General features: G+C 41.0%; 19 protein-coding genes. 9 read left to right on the forward strand and 10 right to left on the reverse strand.

Translation table 11 applies throughout. The annotated features are described in order from the left end of the window. Positions 1-74: 74 nt before the first annotated feature. Positions 75-2,783, reverse strand: a complete 2,709-nt coding sequence (acnA, locus tag DFO72_RS06830; RefSeq protein ID WP_113880795.1) for an aconitate hydratase AcnA — start codon at positions 2,781-2,783, stop codon at positions 75-77. A 353-nt stretch (positions 2,784-3,136) separates the two neighbouring features. Between acnA and sspO the strand changes: the two genes are divergently transcribed. After that, a complete protein-coding gene (sspO, locus tag DFO72_RS06835) occupies positions 3,137-3,286 on the forward strand; it encodes a small acid-soluble spore protein O (protein ID WP_113880794.1) in 150 nt (49 codons plus the stop codon). A 149-nt stretch (positions 3,287-3,435) separates the two neighbouring features. Here sspO and DFO72_RS06840 read toward each other — a convergent pair whose 3' ends face one another. Next, the gene (locus DFO72_RS06840; RefSeq protein ID WP_113880793.1) at positions 3,436-3,693 is read right to left on the reverse strand and encodes a hypothetical protein; all 258 of its coding nucleotides are present in this window, start codon (positions 3,691-3,693) and stop codon (positions 3,436-3,438) included. Positions 3,694-3,955: 262 nt separating this feature from the next. On the opposite strand from DFO72_RS06840, the gene DFO72_RS06845 reads away from it, so the two are divergent. Beyond that, positions 3,956-4,102, forward strand: a complete 147-nt coding sequence (locus DFO72_RS06845) for a small acid-soluble spore protein P (protein ID WP_009334725.1) — start codon at positions 3,956-3,958, stop codon at positions 4,100-4,102. A 44-nt stretch (positions 4,103-4,146) separates the two neighbouring features. Here the strand turns inward: DFO72_RS06845 and selA are convergent, their stop codons facing one another. Then, positions 4,147-5,550, reverse strand: a complete 1,404-nt coding sequence (selA, locus tag DFO72_RS06850; RefSeq protein WP_113880792.1) for an L-seryl-tRNA(Sec) selenium transferase — start codon at positions 5,548-5,550, stop codon at positions 4,147-4,149. A 93-nt stretch (positions 5,551-5,643) separates the two neighbouring features. On the opposite strand from selA, the gene DFO72_RS06855 reads away from it, so the two are divergent. After that, positions 5,644-6,045 carry an Hsp20/alpha crystallin family protein gene (locus DFO72_RS06855; protein ID WP_113880791.1) on the forward strand — a complete coding sequence of 134 codons (402 nt, stop codon included), beginning with the start codon at positions 5,644-5,646 and terminating at the stop codon, positions 6,043-6,045. Between the two features lie 246 nt (positions 6,046-6,291). On the opposite strand, the gene DFO72_RS06860 is transcribed toward DFO72_RS06855, so the two are convergent. Beyond that, complete coding sequence (locus DFO72_RS06860) at positions 6,292-6,525, reverse strand: Rdx family protein (protein ID WP_347876530.1); 234 nt, start codon at positions 6,523-6,525, stop codon at positions 6,292-6,294. Between the two features lie 132 nt (positions 6,526-6,657). Here DFO72_RS06860 and DFO72_RS06865 point away from each other — a divergent pair, with 132 nt between their 5' ends. Beyond that, complete coding sequence (locus DFO72_RS06865; protein ID WP_113880789.1) at positions 6,658-7,401, forward strand: arylamine N-acetyltransferase family protein; 744 nt, start codon at positions 6,658-6,660, stop codon at positions 7,399-7,401. A 33-nt stretch (positions 7,402-7,434) separates the two neighbouring features. Here DFO72_RS06865 and DFO72_RS06870 read toward each other — a convergent pair whose 3' ends face one another. Both DFO72_RS06870 and DFO72_RS06875 read right to left on the reverse strand, forming a co-directional pair. Continuing rightward, positions 7,435-8,379 (reverse strand): L-threonine 3-dehydrogenase, encoded by a 945-nt coding sequence (locus DFO72_RS06870; RefSeq protein WP_113880788.1) that lies wholly within the window; start codon positions 8,377-8,379, stop codon positions 7,435-7,437. A gap of 56 nt (positions 8,380-8,435) precedes the next feature. Further along, positions 8,436-9,626, reverse strand: a complete 1,191-nt coding sequence (locus DFO72_RS06875; protein ID WP_113880787.1) for a glycine C-acetyltransferase — start codon at positions 9,624-9,626, stop codon at positions 8,436-8,438. A 349-nt stretch (positions 9,627-9,975) separates the two neighbouring features. On the opposite strand from DFO72_RS06875, the gene arcA reads away from it, so the two are divergent. The 5 genes from arcA to DFO72_RS06895 all read left to right on the forward strand — a co-directional run bounded on the left by arcA (position 9,976) and on the right by DFO72_RS06895 (position 16,291). Continuing rightward, a complete protein-coding gene (gene arcA / locus DFO72_RS06880) occupies positions 9,976-11,211 on the forward strand; it encodes an arginine deiminase (protein WP_113880786.1) in 1,236 nt (411 codons plus the stop codon). Between the two features lie 292 nt (positions 11,212-11,503). Further along, a complete protein-coding gene (gene katA, locus DFO72_RS06885; RefSeq protein ID WP_113880785.1) occupies positions 11,504-12,961 on the forward strand; it encodes a catalase KatA in 1,458 nt (485 codons plus the stop codon). A gap of 252 nt (positions 12,962-13,213) precedes the next feature. Further along, entirely contained in the window at positions 13,214-13,390 is a 177-nt protein-coding gene (locus DFO72_RS30645) for a hypothetical protein (protein ID WP_166672432.1), read from the forward strand. 195 nt (positions 13,391-13,585) lie between these two features. Continuing rightward, on the forward strand, positions 13,586-15,139 hold the full coding sequence (locus DFO72_RS06890; RefSeq protein ID WP_113880784.1) for an ABC-F family ATP-binding cassette domain-containing protein: 1,554 nt from the start codon (positions 13,586-13,588) through the stop codon (positions 15,137-15,139). A 297-nt stretch (positions 15,140-15,436) separates the two neighbouring features. Beyond that, positions 15,437-16,291, forward strand: coding sequence for a DegV family protein (locus DFO72_RS06895; RefSeq protein ID WP_113880783.1), 855 nt, complete (start codon positions 15,437-15,439; stop codon positions 16,289-16,291). A gap of 41 nt (positions 16,292-16,332) precedes the next feature. Here DFO72_RS06895 and DFO72_RS06900 read toward each other — a convergent pair whose 3' ends face one another. The 4 genes from DFO72_RS06900 to hisC are packed head-to-tail and all read right to left on the reverse strand — an operon-like array spanning position 16,333 to position 20,145. After that, complete coding sequence (locus DFO72_RS06900) at positions 16,333-17,487, reverse strand: homogentisate 1,2-dioxygenase (protein WP_113880782.1); 1,155 nt, start codon at positions 17,485-17,487, stop codon at positions 16,333-16,335. A gap of 9 nt (positions 17,488-17,496) precedes the next feature. Next, positions 17,497-18,420 (reverse strand): fumarylacetoacetate hydrolase family protein, encoded by a 924-nt coding sequence (locus DFO72_RS06905; RefSeq protein ID WP_113880781.1) that lies wholly within the window; start codon positions 18,418-18,420, stop codon positions 17,497-17,499. A gap of 4 nt (positions 18,421-18,424) precedes the next feature. Continuing rightward, on the reverse strand, positions 18,425-19,045 hold the full coding sequence (locus DFO72_RS06910; protein WP_113880780.1) for a flavin reductase family protein: 621 nt from the start codon (positions 19,043-19,045) through the stop codon (positions 18,425-18,427). A gap of 5 nt (positions 19,046-19,050) precedes the next feature. Next, a complete protein-coding gene (gene hisC, locus DFO72_RS06915; RefSeq protein ID WP_113880779.1) occupies positions 19,051-20,145 on the reverse strand; it encodes a histidinol-phosphate transaminase in 1,095 nt (364 codons plus the stop codon). Positions 20,146-20,290 lie beyond the last annotated feature (145 nt).

Here is a 20,290-nt window from a genome sequence, read left to right on the forward strand (position 1 = left end):
TTTAAGATACCTAAGCCCGTATATTTTGTAAATAAAAAACCGCTATGTGAACGAGCACATAGCGGCAGTTTAAATTAATTTGCCAATTTATCACGAAGAACCATTTGCAGGATTCCGCCGTGACGGTAGTAATCAATTTCAACTTCAGAGTCGAAACGTACAAGAACTTCAAAAGCAGTCTGATTCCCGTTTTCATCTGTAGCTGTAACCTTAACAAAGTCGCGCGGTCTAACATTTTCATCGATTTGAACATCGATCGTTTCTTTTCCTGACAAGCCAAGAGTTTCTGCACTTTCGCCTGCCTTGAACTGAAGAGGAAGAACACCCATTAGAACAAGGTTTGAGCGGTGGATACGCTCATAGCTTTCAGCAATAACTGTTTTAATACCAAGCAAGTTCGTACCTTTTGCAGCCCAGTCACGGGAAGATCCCATTCCATAGTCTTTGCCGGCAAGAACTACTAAGCCAGTTCCATCTTCCTTGTATTTCATGCAAGCATCATAGATGGAAGTTACTTCGCCAGTTGGCCAGTAAGTTGTGAAGCCGCCTTCTGTGCCTGGTGCGATCTGGTTGCGGATACGGATGTTTGCAAATGTACCGCGCATCATCACTTCATGGTTACCTCGGCGGGATCCATAAGAGTTAAAGTCGCGTGGTTCAACACCATTCTCGCGAAGGTATTTTCCTGCTGGTGTATCTTTGCCGATCGCACCTGCCGGAGAAATATGGTCAGTTGTGACAGAATCACCAAACTTGCCGACAACACGCAATCCTGATAAAGGTTTAACTTCATCAGCATTAGGAGTTAAGCCTTCAAAGAACGGAGGATTCTGGATATATGTTGAATTATCATCAAATGAATATAACGGCTCATTGCTTGTCTGGATTTGGTTCCAGCGGGCATTATCATCAAATACATGCTCATATTCTTTACGGAACAATTCAGGTGTAACAGTCTGTTTAACCACTTTATTAACTTCAGCAGTAGATGGCCAAATGTCGTTAAAGAAGACATCGTTGCCATTCTTGTCTTTTCCGATTGGCTCGTTTTGAAGATCGATATCGACCGTACCAGCCAGTGCATAAGCGACTACTAATGGCGGAGAAGCCAGGTAGTTAGCTTTCACAAGCGGATGGATACGTCCTTCAAAGTTACGGTTACCGGAAAGAACAGATGTTACAAGAAGATCGCTTTCAGCTACAGCCTTTTCGATTTCTTCTCTTAATGGGCCGGAGTTACCGATACATGTTGTACAGCCATAACCTACAAGGTTGAATCCAAGCTGTTCCATGTATGGAAGAAGTCCTGAATCACGCAGGTATCCAGTAACAACCTTAGATCCCGGAGCCAAAGAAGTTTTTACGAACTTAGGAACTTCCATTCCAAGTTCAACTGCTTTTTTCGCTACTAAACCTGCTCCAACTAAAACATAAGGGTTTGAAGTATTTGTACAGCTAGTAATTGCCGCAATTGCAACAGCACCCGTTTTCATCTTGGTTGAATCGCCATTTGCAAATTCAACAGTGATTTCTTTGTCGATTTCTTTCTTATCCAAGCCGAAGCCCTGGTTGCCTTGAGGAGCTGTAATAGCGTCATTGAATTCCTTTTTCATAGCTGAAAGCGGAATTAAGTCCTGTGGACGTTTAGGACCTGAAAGGTTCGCTTCGATTTCGGAAAGATTGATTTCAACTACATTCGTATATACTGGCTCTAGAGATGGATCAAAGAACATTCCATTTTCTTTGCAGTATTTTTCTACAATTTTGATTTGCTCTTCTGGACGTCCAGTCAGGCGCATGTAATCCAGGGCTTCCGCATCAACTGGGAAGAATCCGCAAGTAGCTCCGTATTCTGGTGCCATGTTAGCAATTGTAGCACGGTCAGCCAATGGAAGCTGTGTTACCCCAGGGCCGAAGAATTCTACAAACTTGCCAACCACTCCCTGGCTGCGCAGTACTTGAGTTACCTTTAATGCAAGGTCAGTAGCAGTTGTTCCGTTAGGAAGCTCGCCAGTAAGCTTAACCCCTACAACTTCAGGCACAGGGAAATATGAAGGCTGGCCCAGCATGCCTGCTTCAGCTTCAATACCTCCTACACCCCATCCAAGAACGCCGATACCGTTGATCATAGTTGTATGGGAGTCAGTACCTACAAGAGTATCAGGGAAAGTTTCGAAATCGCCTTCCGTTGTTTCAAGAGCATGAACAACATTCGCAAGGAACTCAAGGTTTACCTGGTGAACAATACCAGTTGCAGGCGGAACTGCACGATAGTTGTCAAATGCTTTTTGTGCCCAGCTTAAGAACTGGTAACGCTCAGCATTGCGCTCGAATTCAAGCTCCATGTTGGCTTCAAGAGAATCAGGTGTACCATACTTATCTACCTGTACAGAGTGGTCAATAACTAGATCAACCGGTTTCTCAGGATTGATTTTGTCAGGGTCCCCGCCCATGTCAGCCATTGCCTTACGCAATGAAGCCAGGTCAACCACTGCCGGAACTCCAGTGAAGTCCTGCAGAATTACACGTGATGGTTTGAAAGGAACATCTACTTCTTTTACTTCAGAAGTTCCCCATTTTGCCAGGTTTTCAACATGCTCTTTTGTAATTACACGGCCGTCATATTGACGAAGTACTGATTCCAATAATACCTTAATAGAATAAGGCAATTTGGTAACATTACCTACTCCAGCTTCTTCCAGAGCGCCTAAATGATAGTAATGATAGCGCTTCCCGTCCAGATCAAAGGATTTGCGGGAATTGAACACATCATTCTTTGCCAAATGTATTACCCCCTCTTTCAATAAACATCATATACCAAGTGTTAGGTAATTGTCGAAAAGTTTGAATTTTCATCCATCCTTACTTTTCTCACAATTCCTATATTAATACAACCTGTTATATAAGTAAATAACAAGAAAGTTATTGTTTTTGATAAGTTTTTCTTATCATAATTTCTTATTTACTTCATTTAGCCTTTTAAATGCCGTAATTGATAGCGTTTTTCAATTAGAAGATAAAACCTGTTCTTGCTTGGTTATTATACTGATAAAACGAAAAAGAGGAATCTCTTGTCTAAAAAACAACATAAATTGACATCATCCATGGAAAAATACAAGTACGGAGGTGATTCGCTATGGCTAAAAGAAAGGCTAATCATATTATAGAGGGTATGAATGCTGCAACAGGGCAGGGCATGGGCACCGGATACAATGAGGAATTTGCCAATGAACCCCTGACAGAAGCGCAAAAGCAAAATAATAAAAAGAGAAAAAAGAATCAGTAAATAAGAAAAACGGAAGCGCCTTGCCCACCTTCGACTCGGGGAGGCAGGCTGCTTGCACCAGACAGTTATGAAAATCCACAATATTGTTACAGTAAATTACCCGGCTGGTATTGCAGCCGGGTCTATAGGTTAATTTTATTCATAACATTCTAATATTGGTTAACCTCATCAACCATGGATCGCAAGTCCTGCTGGAATCTCTCCAATTGTGCCCGCTGATGATCGGATGCAACCTCAAGTGCATTTTCAATTTGAGCGTACGCTTCATTTACCTCCTGCTTAAGATGTTTAAGCTGATGGCCGTAACTGGCAGAATCTTTTACAATTTCAGCATAAAGCTCCTGTGCATCTTCCATCCCCTGCTGTGCTGCCTGAAATGCCTGCTGTTTATCTTTATGATATGGCATGCTTTTTTCACTCCTAATAAAATTTGTACCATTAAATTGCGCAATAGAACCATAAAATATTCCGCGAAATCACTCAGGTGGAAATCTTGAATTTCAGCCACAATTTGCAAGGCAATTTTCCATGAAAAAGAGCCACACTAACACATGAGATGATGGTGAGTTCCACCTTCTATCTTATTTACCCTGAGCTTTAAGACGGCAGCACAGTATGGCCGCTGCCTGGAGCGGAAGTCAGCATTCTATATTATGAGGAGGACATCAAATGAATAAAAATAACGGCAAAGACATGCGAAAAAATGCACCCAAAGGGCATAATAACGATGGACAGCCTGAACCATTAAGCGGCTCAAAAAAAGTGAAAAACCGTAACCATACCAGACAAAAACATAATTCCCACCATGATATGTAGTGTTAATCAAAAGCAGCTGCCTTTAAATCAGGCAGCTGCTAGAATTAAATAGCAGTTAATGCTTTTATTATGATGTCCTCTTCATTTGCAGTTACCGCCCGCAGATCAATCAGTATTTCTTCTTTATGTATCCTCACTATTATGGAAGGAGTACAATCAATCCTTAACTGGCGGCCAATATGTTCCGCTGAATAATGCCGGTGCTTTAAAACGGCAATCCAGGATGGCAGTTCAACATCGGGCATTGTGCCTCCCCCAACTTGCCCTGTGCTTTCTCTCATAGAGCATTCATAATCCTTCGCTGCTGCTTTTAGTCTGTGAAGAAATTGTGCTGTTCTCGTTTCGAGTTCACCACTGGTCGTCAATACATCATGGACTACCGGAATATTATTAAGCCCCGCCTCCCCTTTTAAGTAATCAATAAGCGTGCCTTCGAGCGCTGCAATTGTCATTTTATCAACTCGAAGAACCCGGGCAAGCTGGTGTTTTTTCAGTTTCTCGATTAAGTCCTTTCTCCCGGCAATAATGCCTGCCTGCGGGCCGCCTAAAAGCTTGTCCCCGCTAAAAGAAACGATATCTGCCCCCATTTTTATCACATCGCTTATGGCTGGCTCATTTCCGATTCCTTTGCTTTTAAAATCAAACAGTGCACCGCTGCCCAAGTCTTCATAGAATATGATGTTTTTTTCTTTGGATAACTGGGCAAGTTCGTCAGTTCCAACTTCTTTGGTGAAACCAATGATTTTAAAATTACTCGTATGTACCTTCATAATCATGGCTGTATCTTCATTGATGACTTGTTTATAATCTTCTAAGTGGGTTTTATTCGTTGTTCCTACTTCAACAAGCTTCGCACCGCTCTCTTCCATTATGCTTGATACCCTGAATGAGCCTCCGATTTCAACAAGCTGACCGCGGGAAACTATTACTTCTTTTTCTTCAGCAAGAGCTTTTAGGATGATATAAACGGCAGCAGCATTATTGTTAACTGCCATCGCTGCTTCTGCTCCTGTCAGGTCTTTGACCAGGCTTTCCAGGTGACTATGCCTGGATCCCCGTGCTCCTTCACCCAAATTATATTCCAAATTGGAATAGTTCATGGCAATTTCAAGCATATGTTCGGCTGCTGATTTGCTTAAACGTGCCCTGCCAAGATTAGTGTGAAGAATAGTGCCAGTGGCATTGATAACCCTTTTTAGTGTATATCCATACCGAACAGTGATTGCCTCTTCGGCTTTTTTAAATATAGCTTCCGTAAACTTTTCCGTACCTGGCTCCTCACCCGTCCAATTCCCGCCGAGAATGTTATCCCTGATTTCAGAAATAACCTCTTTTAAAATATTCGTTGTATGTATAAAGTCAAGTCCATACTGTTTCATTAAATAAGTAAAACGCCGGTCTTTTTGCAGTTCATGAACCGGTAAAATATTTCTGACTGTACTTTTCATAAAGATCCCTCCAGCACTTGCCTGATTATTATATCATTTTTCACTATTTTGCAGGAAATGAATACTATAGATTGAAACAAGGGGGTTTTGAAATTGAACAAAAAGGAAGATTTCCATCCGTTTAATTTGGATGAATTGGAAAAATGGATGGAGGATTATTACCTGGACCCGCTTTCATCGTATTTGGATCAAATTACTTTTCGCATCGACTTATATGATACGGAAGCGGAAATTATCGTTGAGGCGCTTTTAACAGGATGCGTTTCAAAAGATGTAACCGTTTCCTTAAAGGAAAACACTGTGATCATTAAAGCGGTTAAAATAGATGAAACTGACCCAATTCGCTGCGGCCAGCCATGTATGCGGAAGGTAAAACTGCCTTTTTCAGTTATTAAAAACAAGGTAAGTGCAGATTTTTCCAATGAGATATTAGAGATTTTTATAAATAAAAATGAAGCTGGGCCAGGATGCGATAGAGATATCAGCATCAGTTGAAAAACTGAGATAGAGGTAGCCTTTTTGCCCTTTGTTTACATAAAGTGAAACTTAAATCAGTGGGGTTCTATCCCCCGCTGATTGTTAGTTGAACCAATCGGGCCTTTACGGGCAGTTTGACCCCCGATTATCCTCCATTGATTCATCTGAGTCTTAAAAAAGCGGGAGTCTTACTGCCCGTTAGACTGCGATAAAATTGATATGGATCAGTAAAAAACCTCCTCCCTAGGGAGAAGGTTTGGCAGTTTATCCCTGCATCTTTTCAATAATTTCTTTGGTTTTAGGAAAAATGCCAGTATCGAGCTTAGAATAAAGCTTTTCTCCATTTACTGTCACTTCAAAAGCTCCGCCTTTACTTGGAACCAGTTCCATTTTTGAAATCTCAGAGCGAAAATGTGTAAAAAGTTCTTCCGCGAAACTCGCGGCTTTTGGTGCGTAGTTTCACATCATGCAAAATTCAACAGTTACTTCATATGCCATGTTTAAACCCCCGTGTGTAATTTGCTAAAATGTAAATATAATGACATTTTAGTATAACTATTTCATTACTGCAAATTGATTTGTTTTTCCTTCTTAATCGCTAAAAAAGAAAAAAATTCATGGAGTGATCTTATGGATGCACAGAAATACTTAAAACGGATTGAAGTATCGGCTGAACGTAATCTGGATCTTGAATATCTGAAAGAACTCCAGAGCAGCCATATGCACAAAATCCCTTTTGAGAACTTGGATGTAACAAGAAAAATTCCCATTCAGCTGGACACAGATGCGTTTTCTGAAAAAATTCTTGAGAGAAGCCGGGGAGGCTTTTGCTATGAATTAAACGGTCTTTTTCAACACCTGCTGTCAGAACTGGGATTTCAATCCCACTTAATTTCCTGCACCGTCAAAAAGCCGGATGGATGGGTCAGAGAAGATTCACATGCAGCCATACTGGTTTTTTTAAATCAAATTCCTTATTTGGTGGATGTAGGATTTGGTGATTCCGTCAGGCAGCCTTTGCCTTTAACAGGTGAGGAAAAAACAGATGTAAGCGGATCTTACAGGATAAGAGATTCCGGTAAAGGAATATATGATCTTCAAAGACTTGAGGATGGTGAATGGAGAATTCTTTACCGTTTTTCTGATAAGCGAAAGCAGCTGGATGACTTTTATGATGCATGTTTGTTCAATCAGACTTCTCCTGAATCCCATTTTACACATGGCGACCTGGCCACTATCGCGACAAAGAAAGGCCGTGTTACACTCTCAGGATTGACTGTCACTAAGTCTGAAGAAGGCACAAAAGAAAAATATGAACTAACCGAAGAGGAAAAAAAGGAATTTCTCTGCGAGCAATTCAAAATAAAACTATAAAAGGGACAGCCATACGGCGTCCCTTTTGCTTTATCATAATTTTGTTCTTAGTTTATCAAGCATATCAGCAGTCATCTTGGCTAAATCGAAGTCTGCTTTGAATCCCCACTCTTCTTTTGCTGCTCTTGCATCAATCGAATTCGGCCAGCTGTCGGCAATCGCCTGGCGCACAGGATCAACCTCATAGGAAATTTCAAACCCGGGAATATGCTTTCTGATCTCTGCCGCAATCTGTTCAGGTTCAAAACTCATTGCAGTTACATTGAAGGAGTTGCGGTGAATGAGTTTATCTGCATCGGCTTCCATTAAATCAACGATGGCATTTAATGCATCCGGCATATACATCATATCCATATATGTGCCCTGGTCGATATAAGAAGTATAGCGGCCATTTTTAATCGCTTCATAGTAGATCTCAACAGCGTAATCAGTCGTTCCGCCCCCGGGAGGAGTAACGTAAGAGATTAAACCTGGGAATCTCAAGCCTCTAGTATCAACACCAAACTTGTAATAGTAGTAATCAGACAGTAATTCGCCAGCAACCTTGTTCACGCCATACATAGTAGTTGGGCGGTGAATGGTATCCTGCGGAGTGTTGTCTTTTGGCGTAGACGGACCAAATGCGCCAATGGAGCTTGGCGTAAAGAATTGTGCGCTGCACTCTCTAGCCGTTTCAAGTGCATTCATAAGCCCTCCCATATTTAAATTCCATGCAAACACGGGGTTGGCTTCAGCTGTTGCTGATAACAGGGCTGCCATATGGATAACTGTATCCACATTATATTTTTTGGCTGTATCCAGCATTGATTTTGCATCAGTAACATCAACCATTTCAAACGGTCCTGAATGGGCAGCTTCAGACTCATTTTTTCTGATGTCTGTTGCAATAACATTATCTGTTCCATAGATTTCTCTTAATTTCAAGGTTAGTTCAGAGCCGATTTGACCTAAAGCTCCAGTAATCATAATTCGTTTCATCTTATTCCTCCAACATTTCCTCTTTGCCTTATAGATTTTTCTTTAAATAATCAAACTTAAATAATTCCCATTTCTTTGCCGACTTTTTCATAAATGGCAATAGCCTGATCCAGCATTTCTTTCGTATGTGCTGCAGAAGGCATATTTCTTACACGGCCCGTTCCCCTCGGGACAGTCGGGAAGACGATTGATTTCGCATAAACGCCTTCTTCATTGAGTTTTTTGCTGAATTGCTGTGTTTTTACTTCATCTCCAACAATACAAGGAGTAATTGGTGTTTCACTGTAGCCAATATCAAATCCTAATTTTTCCAGGCCATCCTTGAGGTAATTGGCATTTTCCCATAATTTTTCATTCAGCTCTGTGCTTTCCATCAGCAGCTCAATGGCTTTCGTGCTTGCTGCTACATCAGCAGGTGTTAATGATGTTGAAAAAAGGAATGGTCTGCTGCGGACTTTCAGCCAATCAATCAAGTCCTTTTTGCCGGCCACATATCCACCAACAACACCTATTGCCTTAGAAAGTGTTCCGATCTGGAAATCGATTTTATCGGAAAGGCCGAAGTGTTTAACAGTCCCTGCTCCTTTTCCAAGTACTCCTGAACCATGTGCATCATCCACATATGTGATCAGATCGAATTCTTCGGCGATCTCCACGATCTCAGGAAGCTTTGCGATGTCCCCATCCATTGAGAAAACGCCGTCAGTAATGACCATGATTTTGTTGTACTGTCCAGATTCTTTTGCTTCCTTCGCTTTTGCCCGTAAATCTTCCATATCAGAATGATTTACGCGAATAATCTTAGCTTTCGAGAGACGGCATCCATCAATAATGGACGCATGGTTTAATTCATCAGACAGAATGGCATCATTTTTATCCATAACAGCTGAAATAGCTGCCATGTTACAATTAAAACCAGACTGGTATGCGATGGCTGCTTCTGTATGTTTGAACTCAGCAAGCTTTTCTTCAAGTTTTGTGTGAAGTTCAAGCGTTCCATTTATAGTGCGGACAGCACCTGCTCCAACCCCATATTTCTCAATTGCTTCGAAGGCGGATTTTTTAAGTCTTTCATCAGTTGCCAAACCTAAATAGTTATTGGATGAAAGATTGATTAGTTTTCTTCCATTGATTTTGATTATAGGGCCATTTGGGCTTTCAAGAGGGTCGATTACGTTGTAAAGTCCTCTATCCTTTAAATCCTCCAGGTTTTCCTGTAAAAAAGCATCTAAAATTTTGCTGGTCATCTCAGTATCCCCCAGTACATTTTTATTGAATGTCGTCAACTCATACACAACTGTATTTTCAGAGCGGACATTATTTCATTAAACAAATAAAGCTATGTAAAGGTTTTTCAATTTATACTTTAACACATTTTTTCAATTTGTACACTTATGAAGGACAGATTTTCTATCAGTTTCTTTAATACTGCCTGATAGGTAGTTTGCCCTTTTAATTTCAAAAAAATTTACCCGGAACATTTTAGCTCTGTTGAATAAACATGCACACAAATGATCTGTTTACTCTATGAAAACACAGGGAACCAATCAAACATAGAACAATAGGTCAGGCATTAAGCCTTTGGAGGTATTTAATATGAAACATCCGCTAAATGTAACTTCGGAAATAGGAGAATTAAAGACGGTCCTTCTGCATAGGCCGGGTAAGGAAATTGAAAATCTCACACCTCAATATTTGAAAAGACTTTTATTCGATGATATTCCCTTTTTGCCCGCCATTCAAAAAGAACATGATTATTTCGCCAATATACTAAGCAATCGGGGAATTGAGGTCTTATATCTCGATAAATTGATGACAGAAGCCATACAGCAAGACGAGACTAGAATCTCTTTTATTGAAAAAGTCTTATGGGAAAGTCAATCGAATATAAATGGTTCCTACGAAACAGTAAAAGACTATCTCTTATCTCTTCCGCCTGATGAGCTGGTAAAGAAAGTGATGTCAGGTGTCGTAAAATCGGATATTGATCAGGATAAGAAAATTCATCTTCATGAACTGATGCCGGATCATTATCCTTTTTATCTGGACCCAATGCCCAACCTTTATTTTACCCGGGATCCTGCTGCGGTTATAGGTGAAGGCATTACCATTAATCGAATGCATGAACCTGCAAGGAGACGGGAGTCCATTTTTATGGACTACATCATGAATCATCATCCCCGTTTTAATAAACATGAAATCCCTGCTTACTTTAAACGTGATGATCTCTACTCACTGGAAGGTGGAGATGAACTGATATTGAGCGATGAAGTGGTCGCCATTGGCGTCAGCGCAAGAACTTCTGCACAAGGGATAGAAAAACTTGCAAGGGAACTATTCACCCGCCAGAAATCCATTAAAAAAGTTGTGGCAGTTGAAATCCCCAAAATCCGGGCATTCATGCACCTGGATACTGTATTTACGATGATTGATCACGATAAATTCACGTACCATCCTGCTATTGAAGATAAAGACGGCAGTATGAAGATTTACATACTGGAACAGGATGAGAATTCCGATCTTCTTAAAATTACAGAGAAAAACTCTTTGAAAGAAACATTAAAAGAAGTTCTTTATCTTGATGAATTAGTGTTAATCCCTTGTGGAGGAGGCTGCCCAATTGCATCGGCACGCGAACAATGGAATGATGGATCGAATACACTCGCAATTGCTCCCGGTGTAGTTGTAACTTATGACCGGAATTATGTCTCAAACGACATCCTCCGTCAAAATGGGGTAGAGGTCATTGAAATTCTCAGCTCAGAACTCTCAAGAGGACGGGGTGGCCCAAGATGCATGAGCATGCCGATAATAAGAGAAAATATTAACTAGTAATTCGGGCGGTTCCGGAACCGTCCGATTTTTTTATGAGTACTATTTTATTCCAGAGATCCCTCCTTCTCCTTCCCTCCATCAAAAAAACAAGTTCTTTTAGAAAAAATCGGAAATATAAATATACTAATGTCCTTTTCAAACAAGCATTCGCCTGCTCTTTTTGTAGAATGTTTTTCTTAATAATTTATATTTATTTATAATAATTATAAAAAAGTATTGATTTCACTTTGAGAAGTGTTATCATTACAAATATAAGCAAGTTATTAAACTATTATGAGGTGATTATAGAATGACAAAAAAGAATAATCTTACGACAAGCTGGGGCGCCCCAGTTGGCGACAACCAAAATTCAATGACTGCCGGCTCAAGAGGGCCAACATTAATACAGGATGTACACTTGCTGGAAAAACTCGCCCATTTTAACAGAGAACGTGTGCCTGAGCGTGTTGTTCATGCAAAAGGTGCCGGTGCACATGGCTATTTTGAAGTTACAAATGACCTCACTAAATATACAAAAGCCGCATTTCTTTCTGAAGTAGGCAAAAGAACGCCTTTATTCGTCCGCTTTTCAACTGTTGCGGGTGAATTGGGCTCAGCTGATACTGTACGCGACCCACGCGGCTTTGCGGTTAAGTTTTATACTGAAGAAGGCAACTACGACCTGGTAGGGAACAATACGCCTGTATTCTTTATCCGGGATGCAATTAAATTCCCTGACTTCATTCATACACAAAAGCGTGATCCAAAGACACATTTAAAAAATCCGACAGCAGTTTGGGACTTCTGGTCCTTATCTCCTGAATCGCTGCACCAGGTAACCATCTTAATGTCAGACCGCGGCATACCTGCAACCCTTAGACATATGCATGGATTCGGCAGCCATACATTTAAATGGGTAAATGAACAAGGTGAAGGTGTCTGGGTTAAGTATCACTTTAAAACTGAACAGGGCATTAAAAATCTTAGCGTGGACGCTGCAGCGAAAATGGCTGGAGAAAACCCTGATTACCATACAGAGGATTTATTTAATGCAATTGAAAATGGCGATTTCCCATCATGGAAACTATGCGTGCAAATCATGCCGCTGGAAGATGCGAATACTTACCGCTTCGATCCATTCGATGTAACAAAGGTATGGTCACAGAAAGACTATCCATTAATTGAAGTAGGACGCATGGTACTGAATAAAAACCCTGAAAACTACTTTGCTGAAGTTGAGCAGGCTACTTTCTCTCCTGGAACGCTCGTGCCGGGGATTGATGTTTCACCTGACAAAATGCTCCAGGGACGTCTGTTCGCCTACCATGATGCACATCGCTACCGCGTAGGTGCGAACCATCAGATGCTGCCAATCAACCGCCCTAAGAACGAAGTCCAAAACTATCAGCGTGACGGTCAGATGCGCTTCGACAACAATGGCGGAGGTTCTGTTTATTACGAGCCGAACAGCTTTGGAGGACCTGCTGAGGCACCGGAGCACAAGCAGGCTGCATACCCTGTTTCCGGTTTAGCCGAAAGTGTTGCCTATGATCATAACGATCACTACACACAAGCCGGTGATCTATACCGCTTAATGAGTGAAGAGGAACGCTCCCGTCTTACGGCAAACATTGTTGCTGCCATGAAGCCTGTAAAAAAAGAAGAAATTAAGCATCGCCAGATTCACCATTTCTTTAAAGCGGATCCTGATTATGGTACACGTATTGCTAAAGGTCTTGGCCTGGCAGTTCCGCAGGGAGTTAAGTGAACCAATAGAAATAGCGAAAGGTGCCAATAACCTGATTGGCACCTTTTTTCCGGGTGAAGTGTTAGTGTGACCCCCTATTTGCTGATCCCCCAACATTACTTCCGCCTCATTTCGTCTTCCTTGTGCAAGGTTGGCTTCATGTCCATCTTAAGAAGCTTCCTGGTCCCCCCTGCCCATTCAAGAAAGAGGAGGAACTAAACGAAGCAACAGCCAAAATGGCAGATGCCACCCCTGAAGAGCATAAGGAGCATCTTGAAAAAATGGCCAATACCGGGACCATCTTTAATGATGGCGGCTTTTTATTCTCTGGATATTAAAATTGAGAAAGCAGCGCGGGTGGCCTCTCTTTGGAAATGGTCATTCAAGGTTATCTTGGGAATTGGAAAAATCCGCTCATTTGCAGGGAATTATGTGGATTCCCTGATTTAGCAAGATTCTTTCCGCCTATTTTTCAATCCCATAAAATCAACATCCAGCTTTAATAGAGCCATTAATTAAGAAAAGGCAGACTTCAATTTACCCCTATAATCGAATTACATTTTTCACAAGAAATAACTTTAGATAGAAAAAACAGTCTAAATCTAGTAAGATATCCACATGGAATATTAGAGAAGGGGTAAAAAAATGAGCGTATTAAATGTACAAAATTTAAGTCACGGTTTCGGTGATCGTGCGATTTTCAATGATGTGTCTTTTCGACTTTTAAAAGGTGAACACGTTGGACTAGTTGGGGCAAATGGTGAGGGTAAGTCTACTTTCATGAATATTGTTACCGGGAAGTTACAACCCGACGAGGGGAAAGTTGAGTGGTCACGAAAAGTTCGTGTTGGTTACTTAGATCAGCATGCTGTACTAAAAAAAGGCACTACGATGCGTGACGCTTTGAGTACTGCTTTTCAATATCTTTTTGATGCTGAATCAGAGATCAATGAACTTTATGCAAAAATGGGTGATGAAGGTGCTGATATCGATGCATTACTTGCAGAAGTTGGCGAGCTACAAGAAACTTTAGATAGTAATGATTTCTATCAAATTAATTCAAAAGTTGAGGAAGTTGCTCGCGGCCTGGGATTAGACGATGTTGGACTTGATCGTGATATAGATGATCTTAGCGGTGGGCAACGTACGAAAGTTTTACTAGCTAAGCTTTTGCTGGAAAAGCCTGAAATCCTATTACTGGACGAGCCTACAAACTATTTGGATGAACAGCATATCGAATGGTTGAAGCGTTATTTACAGGAATATGAGAATGCATTTATCTTGATTTCACATGATATTCCATTCTTGAACAATGTTGTTAACTTGATCTATCACATGGAAAACCAAGAGTTGAATCGCTATGTTGGTGACTATGATAACTTCTTAAAAATATATGAAATGAAAAAGCAGCAGCTAGAGGCTGCATTTAAGCGTCAACAACAAGAAATTGCAGATTTAAAGGATTTCGTTGCTCGCAACAAGGCAAGTGTTGCGACTCGTAATATGGCGATGTCTCGTCAAAAGAAGCTCGACAAAATGGAAATTATTGAATTGGGGAGAGAGAAGCCGAAACCAGAGTTTATTTTCAAAGAAGCTCGTGCAGCCAGTCGTTGGATTTTCACGACTGAAGATCTTGTTATTGGTTACAATGAACCACTTTCTCGCCCTCTGAATTTGAAAATGGAACGCGGACAAAAAATTGCATTCGTGGGTGCTAACGGTATTGGTAAGTCTACTCTTTTAAAAAGTATTCTTGGATTGATCAGTCCCATTTCGGGTAAAGTGGAACGCGGTGAGTATCAATCCATCGGTTACTTCGAGCAGGAAGTTAAACAGTCCAACTACAACACTTGTATTGAAGAGATTTGGAGCGAGTTCCCAAGTATGAATCAGGCTGAAGTTCGTGCTGCTCTTGCAAAATGCGGATTAACGACGAAACATATTGAAAGTAAAATCGAAGTCCTTTCTGGTGGCGAAAAAGCCAAAGTTCGATTGTGTAAAATTTTAAACACAGAAACGAATTTATTAATTCTAGACGAACCTACCAATCACTTGGATGTGGATGCAAAAGAAGAATTAAAGCGTGCTTTAAAGGCATATCGCGGAAGTATCTTAATGGTATCCCACGAACCAGATTTCTATAGTGAAATTGCGACCGATATTTGGAATTGTGAGGATTGGACTACGAAAGTTTTTTAATTTCAGTAAACAAGTTTAAATGGTATTAGGTCAATAAGTAGACACAATCACACTCCCCTGCCGCGCAGGGGATTTTTCATTTCAGGCGCCCTTTTTATCAGGTTCAAACATTGTTCACAAAAGATTCTTATTTACCTTTAAGTGCTCCATATAAACATTCTCCTAAGATACTCAGGCCATTTCCTATATATGGATCACTCAAAAGCAATACAGGCACTGATTTCTTCGTGTATAATAAGGGAAGTTTTCAATAATGGAAGCGGTTAATAAATAATTGGCAAAGGACTTATAACATTCATGACAAAAAAGAAGATTGCCTGGATTACAGACAGCACTGCTTATATTTCTAAGGAGCTGCTCGAACACCCTGATGTTTATATTGTGCCTCTATCTATAACATTCGGTGAAGAGTCATTTGAAGATGGTATTGATTTAAACACAGACCAGCTGTACAGCCGTATCCGGACTGAAAAAGAAGTTCCAAAAACTTCACAGCCTTCTGCCGGGAGATTTGCGGAACTATTTGAAACATTAAAGATTGAATATGATGCTGCGGTTGCTGTACATGTTTCCAGCAAATTAAGCGGTACGATGAACAGCTGCCTGGCTGGATCAGAGCTGGCGGGGTTCCATGTTTCCGCAGTTGATTCAAAATGCATGTCTTATGCCATTACATCTTTAATATACAAAGGATTAAAGCTTGCTGAGAATGATGTGCCAGCACAAAAGATTGCTGAAATCCTGCAAAGTGAGGCAGATAAATCTGAGAATTATATTTTGCTTGGCAGCCTTGAGCAATTTTATAAAGGCGGCAGAATGTCAGGAACACAATACCTGCTGGGAAGCATATTAAAAATAAAGCCAATAATCCGCATTAACCGGAACGGGGAATTTGAATTGTTTGATAAAGTCCGTTCGGATAAAAAAGCAATTAAAAGAATGGTAGAATTGCTCGGGGATGCATACGAAAACCACACCATTCCCCAGGTTCAAATCATGCACGGAAATGTGCGCGGCAAAGCGGAGGAATTGGCGGAGGAAATCCAATCATACTTTTCCCGCCTTGATATTATCATTGGTGAAATTAGCTCAACCATTGCTGCCCATGCAGGGGAAGGAACAATTGCCATCATTTGGCAGAATGAGAAATAGAAAAAGCACTCTCCCTAAGGAAAAAGGGAAAGTGCTTTTTTCTATTCAATCCATGTATACATATACTTTTCATCTTCTATTAACTTAGCTTTTTTCACCAATTTTAATGGCCTGAATGTATCAATCATAACAGCAAGCTCAAGAGTTTCCTTTTTGCCAATGCTTGCTTCTGTCTTCCCAGGGTGAGGACCATGGGGAATCCCGCTCGGATGAAGAGTGATGGAGCCTTCCCTGATACCCTTTCTGCTCATAAAGTTGCCCTCTACATAGTAAAGCAGTTCATCACTATTGACATTGCTGTGATAGTAAGGGGCAGGGATGGCCTCTGGATGGTAATCATATAATCTAGGAACAAAAGAACACACAACAAAGTTATGCCCTTCAAATGTCTGATGTACTGGCGGAGGCTGATGAACCCTTCCTGTAATCGGTTCAAAGTCTTCAATATTAAATATCCACGGATAGAGATAGCCGTCCCAGCCTTCCACATCAAGCGGATGATGATTCAGAATATGAGAATGTAAATATCCCCTTGTTTTCGTTATAACTTCATGTTCCCCTTTTTGATCATATGTTTCTAAGGTCTCCGGTCCCCGAATATCTCTTTCACAGAATGGACTATGTTCGAGCATCTGCCCATATTCATTCCTGTATCTTCTTGGTGTTGTAATTTGGCTGAATGACTCTACCAGGAGCACTTTAGTCAATTGCTCTTTGTCAGGAATTACCCGGTAAATAGTGCCAATTGGAATAATGACGTAGTCACTCGGATGATAGGTTAATGTTCCGAACATGGTCTGAATTTTCCCTGTGCCATAGTGAATGTAGAGCATCTCATCGCCATCACCATTACGGTAGAAGCTCTTCATCGGCTCTGTAATATTTATAGTGCCTATTAATAGATCATCATTCCCAAGCAGATATTCCCTGGCTGAAAGTGCATTTCCTTTCTTTTCGATTTTATCTGTAAACAAATGGCGATGCTTCAAGCTTTCCTGCTCCTCATACTCGGGGACATATTTTCCTATCAGCTCAGTACGTGCTACTTCTGTCGGCATGTAGTGATGATAAAGAATGGATTGGGTGCCGGAAAAACCCTTTGTCCCCATAACCTGTTCCCTGAAAAGGGTTCCATCCGATTTTTTGAAAGTCGTATGCCGTTTGTGCGGGATTCTTCCCATTTGACGATAAAACATATTTCCACCTCACTTGTTTGCAATTCGATTTTTTAAGACTCCAAGACTTGCAATCTCAAGCTCAACTTCATCTCCATGTTCAAGCCAGCGGTGTATATCTGTACCTAGCTCAAGGATGCAGCCGCTGCCAACAGTCCCAGAGCCTATCAATTCACCAGGGCAAAGGGTCACACCCTCAGAAGCACGCTCAATCATTTCATAAAAAGAATAGTAGAGATCCTGCATATTCCCATCTGATAGAAGAGTTCCGTTTACTTTTGCTGTCATCGGCAAATCATAGCCATTTTCAACACGGAAATGCTCCAGCTCATCTTTTGTAACGATATATGGCCCTGCAGAAGTGGCAAAATCCTTCCCTTTTGCAGGGCCAAGACCTACCTTCATTTCTTTGCGCTGAATGTCTCTTGCACTCCAGTCATTTAAGATGCAATAACCGAAAATATAATCATCCGCTTCAGAAGCTTTGATATCCTTTCCTTCTTTTCCAATGATACAGGCAATTTCCAGCTCATAATCAAGCCATTCGCATTGGCTGGGGCATGAAATTTCTTCATTTGGCCCCTTGATGCTTAAATGATTTGAGAAATAAAAAACTGGTATGTCATACCATTCGGGTATCATATCAAGTCCGCGGTTAGCTCTTGCCGTTTTTACGTGTTCCTCGAAAGCATAGAAATCCCGGAAGCTTTTGGGATTTGGAAGTGGAGCTTTTAAGGTGACTTCTGATAAAGGATATACCCCTCTATCAGTGTCCTTCAGTTTTTTGCTGGAAGATAAGTATTCCATAAAAAACTCATGATTCTCCAGGAATGCCAGCATTGTTTTGGGCAGAACACCATTGGTCGCTTCATGCATATCAACGGCATACTCCTCATTCTTCAGCCAGCCAGCTCTAATGGATCCATCTGATTTTTGAAAGGTTATGAATTTCATAGCATCACCTTGGGTCTGTGTTTCGGATTAATTCAAATACATCCGTCATCGGCCTGGTATAAATATGTCCTGCCATTCGGCCAACTGGCTTCAGTTTCTCAGAATTAATCCTTCCATTTTCATATAGCCCTTCAGCAACATGCACATGCTCCACTTTTCCAATCACCAGGCTTCCTGAACCAGGTTGTTCTCCAAAATGAAGTACCTGATGGAGACTGCATTCCAAGTGGACTTTTGATTCTTTCACCCGTGGAGGATTCACAGCAGCACTTTTTTCCTTAGTAAGCCCAGCAGCGACTAGTTCGTCTGTACCTGCCGGATAATCCGCTGCACAAATATTCATCTTTTCGGTAAAGTCTTCACTGACGATGTTAATAACGAATTCCCTTGTCGCTTCGATATTGGCAAGCGTGTCTTTCTTAGAGCCATCTGTCCCTTTTCGCATCGGTGAAAAGCAAATCAGCATCGGATCTGCACATATGGCAGTAAAAAAACTAAATGGAGCTGCATTTACATTTCCATCCGCATCCAAAGTGGTAACAAATGCAATAGGACGCGGGAGGATAGAACCAACCAGCAGCTTATAAGCGTCATTCCATTCCAGACTGGCAGGATTTAATTCCATACACCTTACACCGCCTTTTCATTTAGAAGTTTGTTTATCACATCGATGGCTGCTTCATTATCCTCCCTTGTACCTAAAGTCATCCGAAAAGCATCAAGATATCCCTCAAGCTTCAATTGCCGGACAACTAATCCATTTGCAATCAAGTTCTCCGCTATAGGATACTGACTGAAAATATAAATAAAGTTAGTTTGGGAAGGAAAAAAGCCAACCTGTAAATCATTTAACTTCTGGCTCACAAATTCCATCTCTTTAGCATTTTTTTCAGCACATTCCCTTATAAAGCCCTGATCATGTAATGCCGCTGCAGCGGCTGCCTGTGCCAGATGATTGACATTAAAAACATCTTTCACCTTATGAAGTTCATTCACTATCTCGGAATCCATGATTCCATAGCCGACACGGAGTCCGGCAAGACCGTAAATTTTGGAAAAAGTTCTTAGAATGATCAAGTTCGGCTTCTTCTCCAAAAGTGAAATAGATTCAAGGTAATCTGCAGATTGCACATATTCATAGTAAGCTTCATCCAGAATAATCAAGATATTCGAAGGAACTGTTTTGATGAATTGCAGAAGTTCTGTTTTACCGACTATGGTTCCTGTAGGATTGTTGGGATTGCAGATAAATATCATTTTTGTTTTTTTGTTGATCTGTGCATACATGGTATTTAGATTATGTGTGCCATTTTGCAGCGGGACAGTTATAGCACTGCCTCCTTCAATCAGGACGTTGGTTTCATAGCGAGGAAAGGTAATCTGTGCCATAATAGCTTCGTCTCCAGGACTTATGTATGCTCTAGTCAATAAACGGATGATTTCTTCTGAACCATTGCTAACAAGAAATTTATCTTGATTTATATTATAGAAACCGGCCAGTTTGCGCTTGAGCAGGGAAACAGTTCCGTCCGGATAAAAATAAAGGCTATTCATCGCTTTGCTGATGCTGTTCTCCACTTCGGGTGAACAGCCATACACATTTTCATTATCAGACATTTTCCGGACAGCCATTAAATTGAACTTTTCCTTAAGCTCTTCCGGCGAGCTGCCAAGCGGGTAAGAAACAATCTTCTCCACGGAGCTTTTTGTCTGGATTCTGGCCATCTTCGCTGCCTCCTCCTTTAATTATTAAAAAAGGGAGAAAGCATCTCCCCCTCAAAAAACAAAGAGTATTAATTCTGAAATTCAATTACGTCTAGCTGCAGTTCCTGCCCCTCGAGGTGTCGGGGGCGGCCAAGGCGCTTCAGCT

The organism is Cytobacillus oceanisediminis (assembly GCF_004366035.1).
GTDB classification, from domain to species: Bacteria; Bacillota; Bacilli; order Bacillales; family Cytobacillaceae; genus Cytobacillus; species Cytobacillus oceanisediminis_C.

What these genes read in the sequence shown, in the direction of transcription:
- sspO (WP_113880794.1), top strand. Translation starts at nt 3,137, where the DNA reads ATGGCTAAAAGAAAGGCTAATCATATTATAGAGGGTATGAATGCTGCA.
- DFO72_RS06840 (WP_113880793.1), bottom strand. Translation starts at nt 3,693, where the DNA reads ATGCCATATCATAAAGATAAACAGCAGGCATTTCAGGCAGCACAGCAG.
- DFO72_RS06845 (WP_009334725.1), top strand. Translation starts at nt 3,956, where the DNA reads ATGAATAAAAATAACGGCAAAGACATGCGAAAAAATGCACCCAAAGGG.
- selA (WP_113880792.1), bottom strand. Translation starts at nt 5,550, where the DNA reads ATGAAAAGTACAGTCAGAAATATTTTACCGGTTCATGAACTGCAAAAA.
- DFO72_RS06865 (WP_113880789.1), top strand. Translation starts at nt 6,658, where the DNA reads ATGGATGCACAGAAATACTTAAAACGGATTGAAGTATCGGCTGAACGT.
- DFO72_RS06870 (WP_113880788.1), bottom strand. Translation starts at nt 8,379, where the DNA reads ATGAAACGAATTATGATTACTGGAGCTTTAGGTCAAATCGGCTCTGAA.
- DFO72_RS06875 (WP_113880787.1), bottom strand. Translation starts at nt 9,626, where the DNA reads ATGACCAGCAAAATTTTAGATGCTTTTTTACAGGAAAACCTGGAGGAT.
- arcA (WP_113880786.1), top strand. Translation starts at nt 9,976, where the DNA reads ATGAAACATCCGCTAAATGTAACTTCGGAAATAGGAGAATTAAAGACG.
- katA (WP_113880785.1), top strand. Translation starts at nt 11,504, where the DNA reads ATGACAAAAAAGAATAATCTTACGACAAGCTGGGGCGCCCCAGTTGGC.
- DFO72_RS06890 (WP_113880784.1), top strand. Translation starts at nt 13,586, where the DNA reads ATGAGCGTATTAAATGTACAAAATTTAAGTCACGGTTTCGGTGATCGT.
- DFO72_RS06895 (WP_113880783.1), top strand. Translation starts at nt 15,437, where the DNA reads ATGACAAAAAAGAAGATTGCCTGGATTACAGACAGCACTGCTTATATT.
- DFO72_RS06900 (WP_113880782.1), bottom strand. Translation starts at nt 17,487, where the DNA reads ATGTTTTATCGTCAAATGGGAAGAATCCCGCACAAACGGCATACGACT.
- DFO72_RS06905 (WP_113880781.1), bottom strand. Translation starts at nt 18,420, where the DNA reads ATGAAATTCATAACCTTTCAAAAATCAGATGGATCCATTAGAGCTGGC.
- DFO72_RS06910 (WP_113880780.1), bottom strand. Translation starts at nt 19,045, where the DNA reads ATGGAATTAAATCCTGCCAGTCTGGAATGGAATGACGCTTATAAGCTG.
- hisC (WP_113880779.1), bottom strand. Translation starts at nt 20,145, where the DNA reads ATGGCCAGAATCCAGACAAAAAGCTCCGTGGAGAAGATTGTTTCTTAC.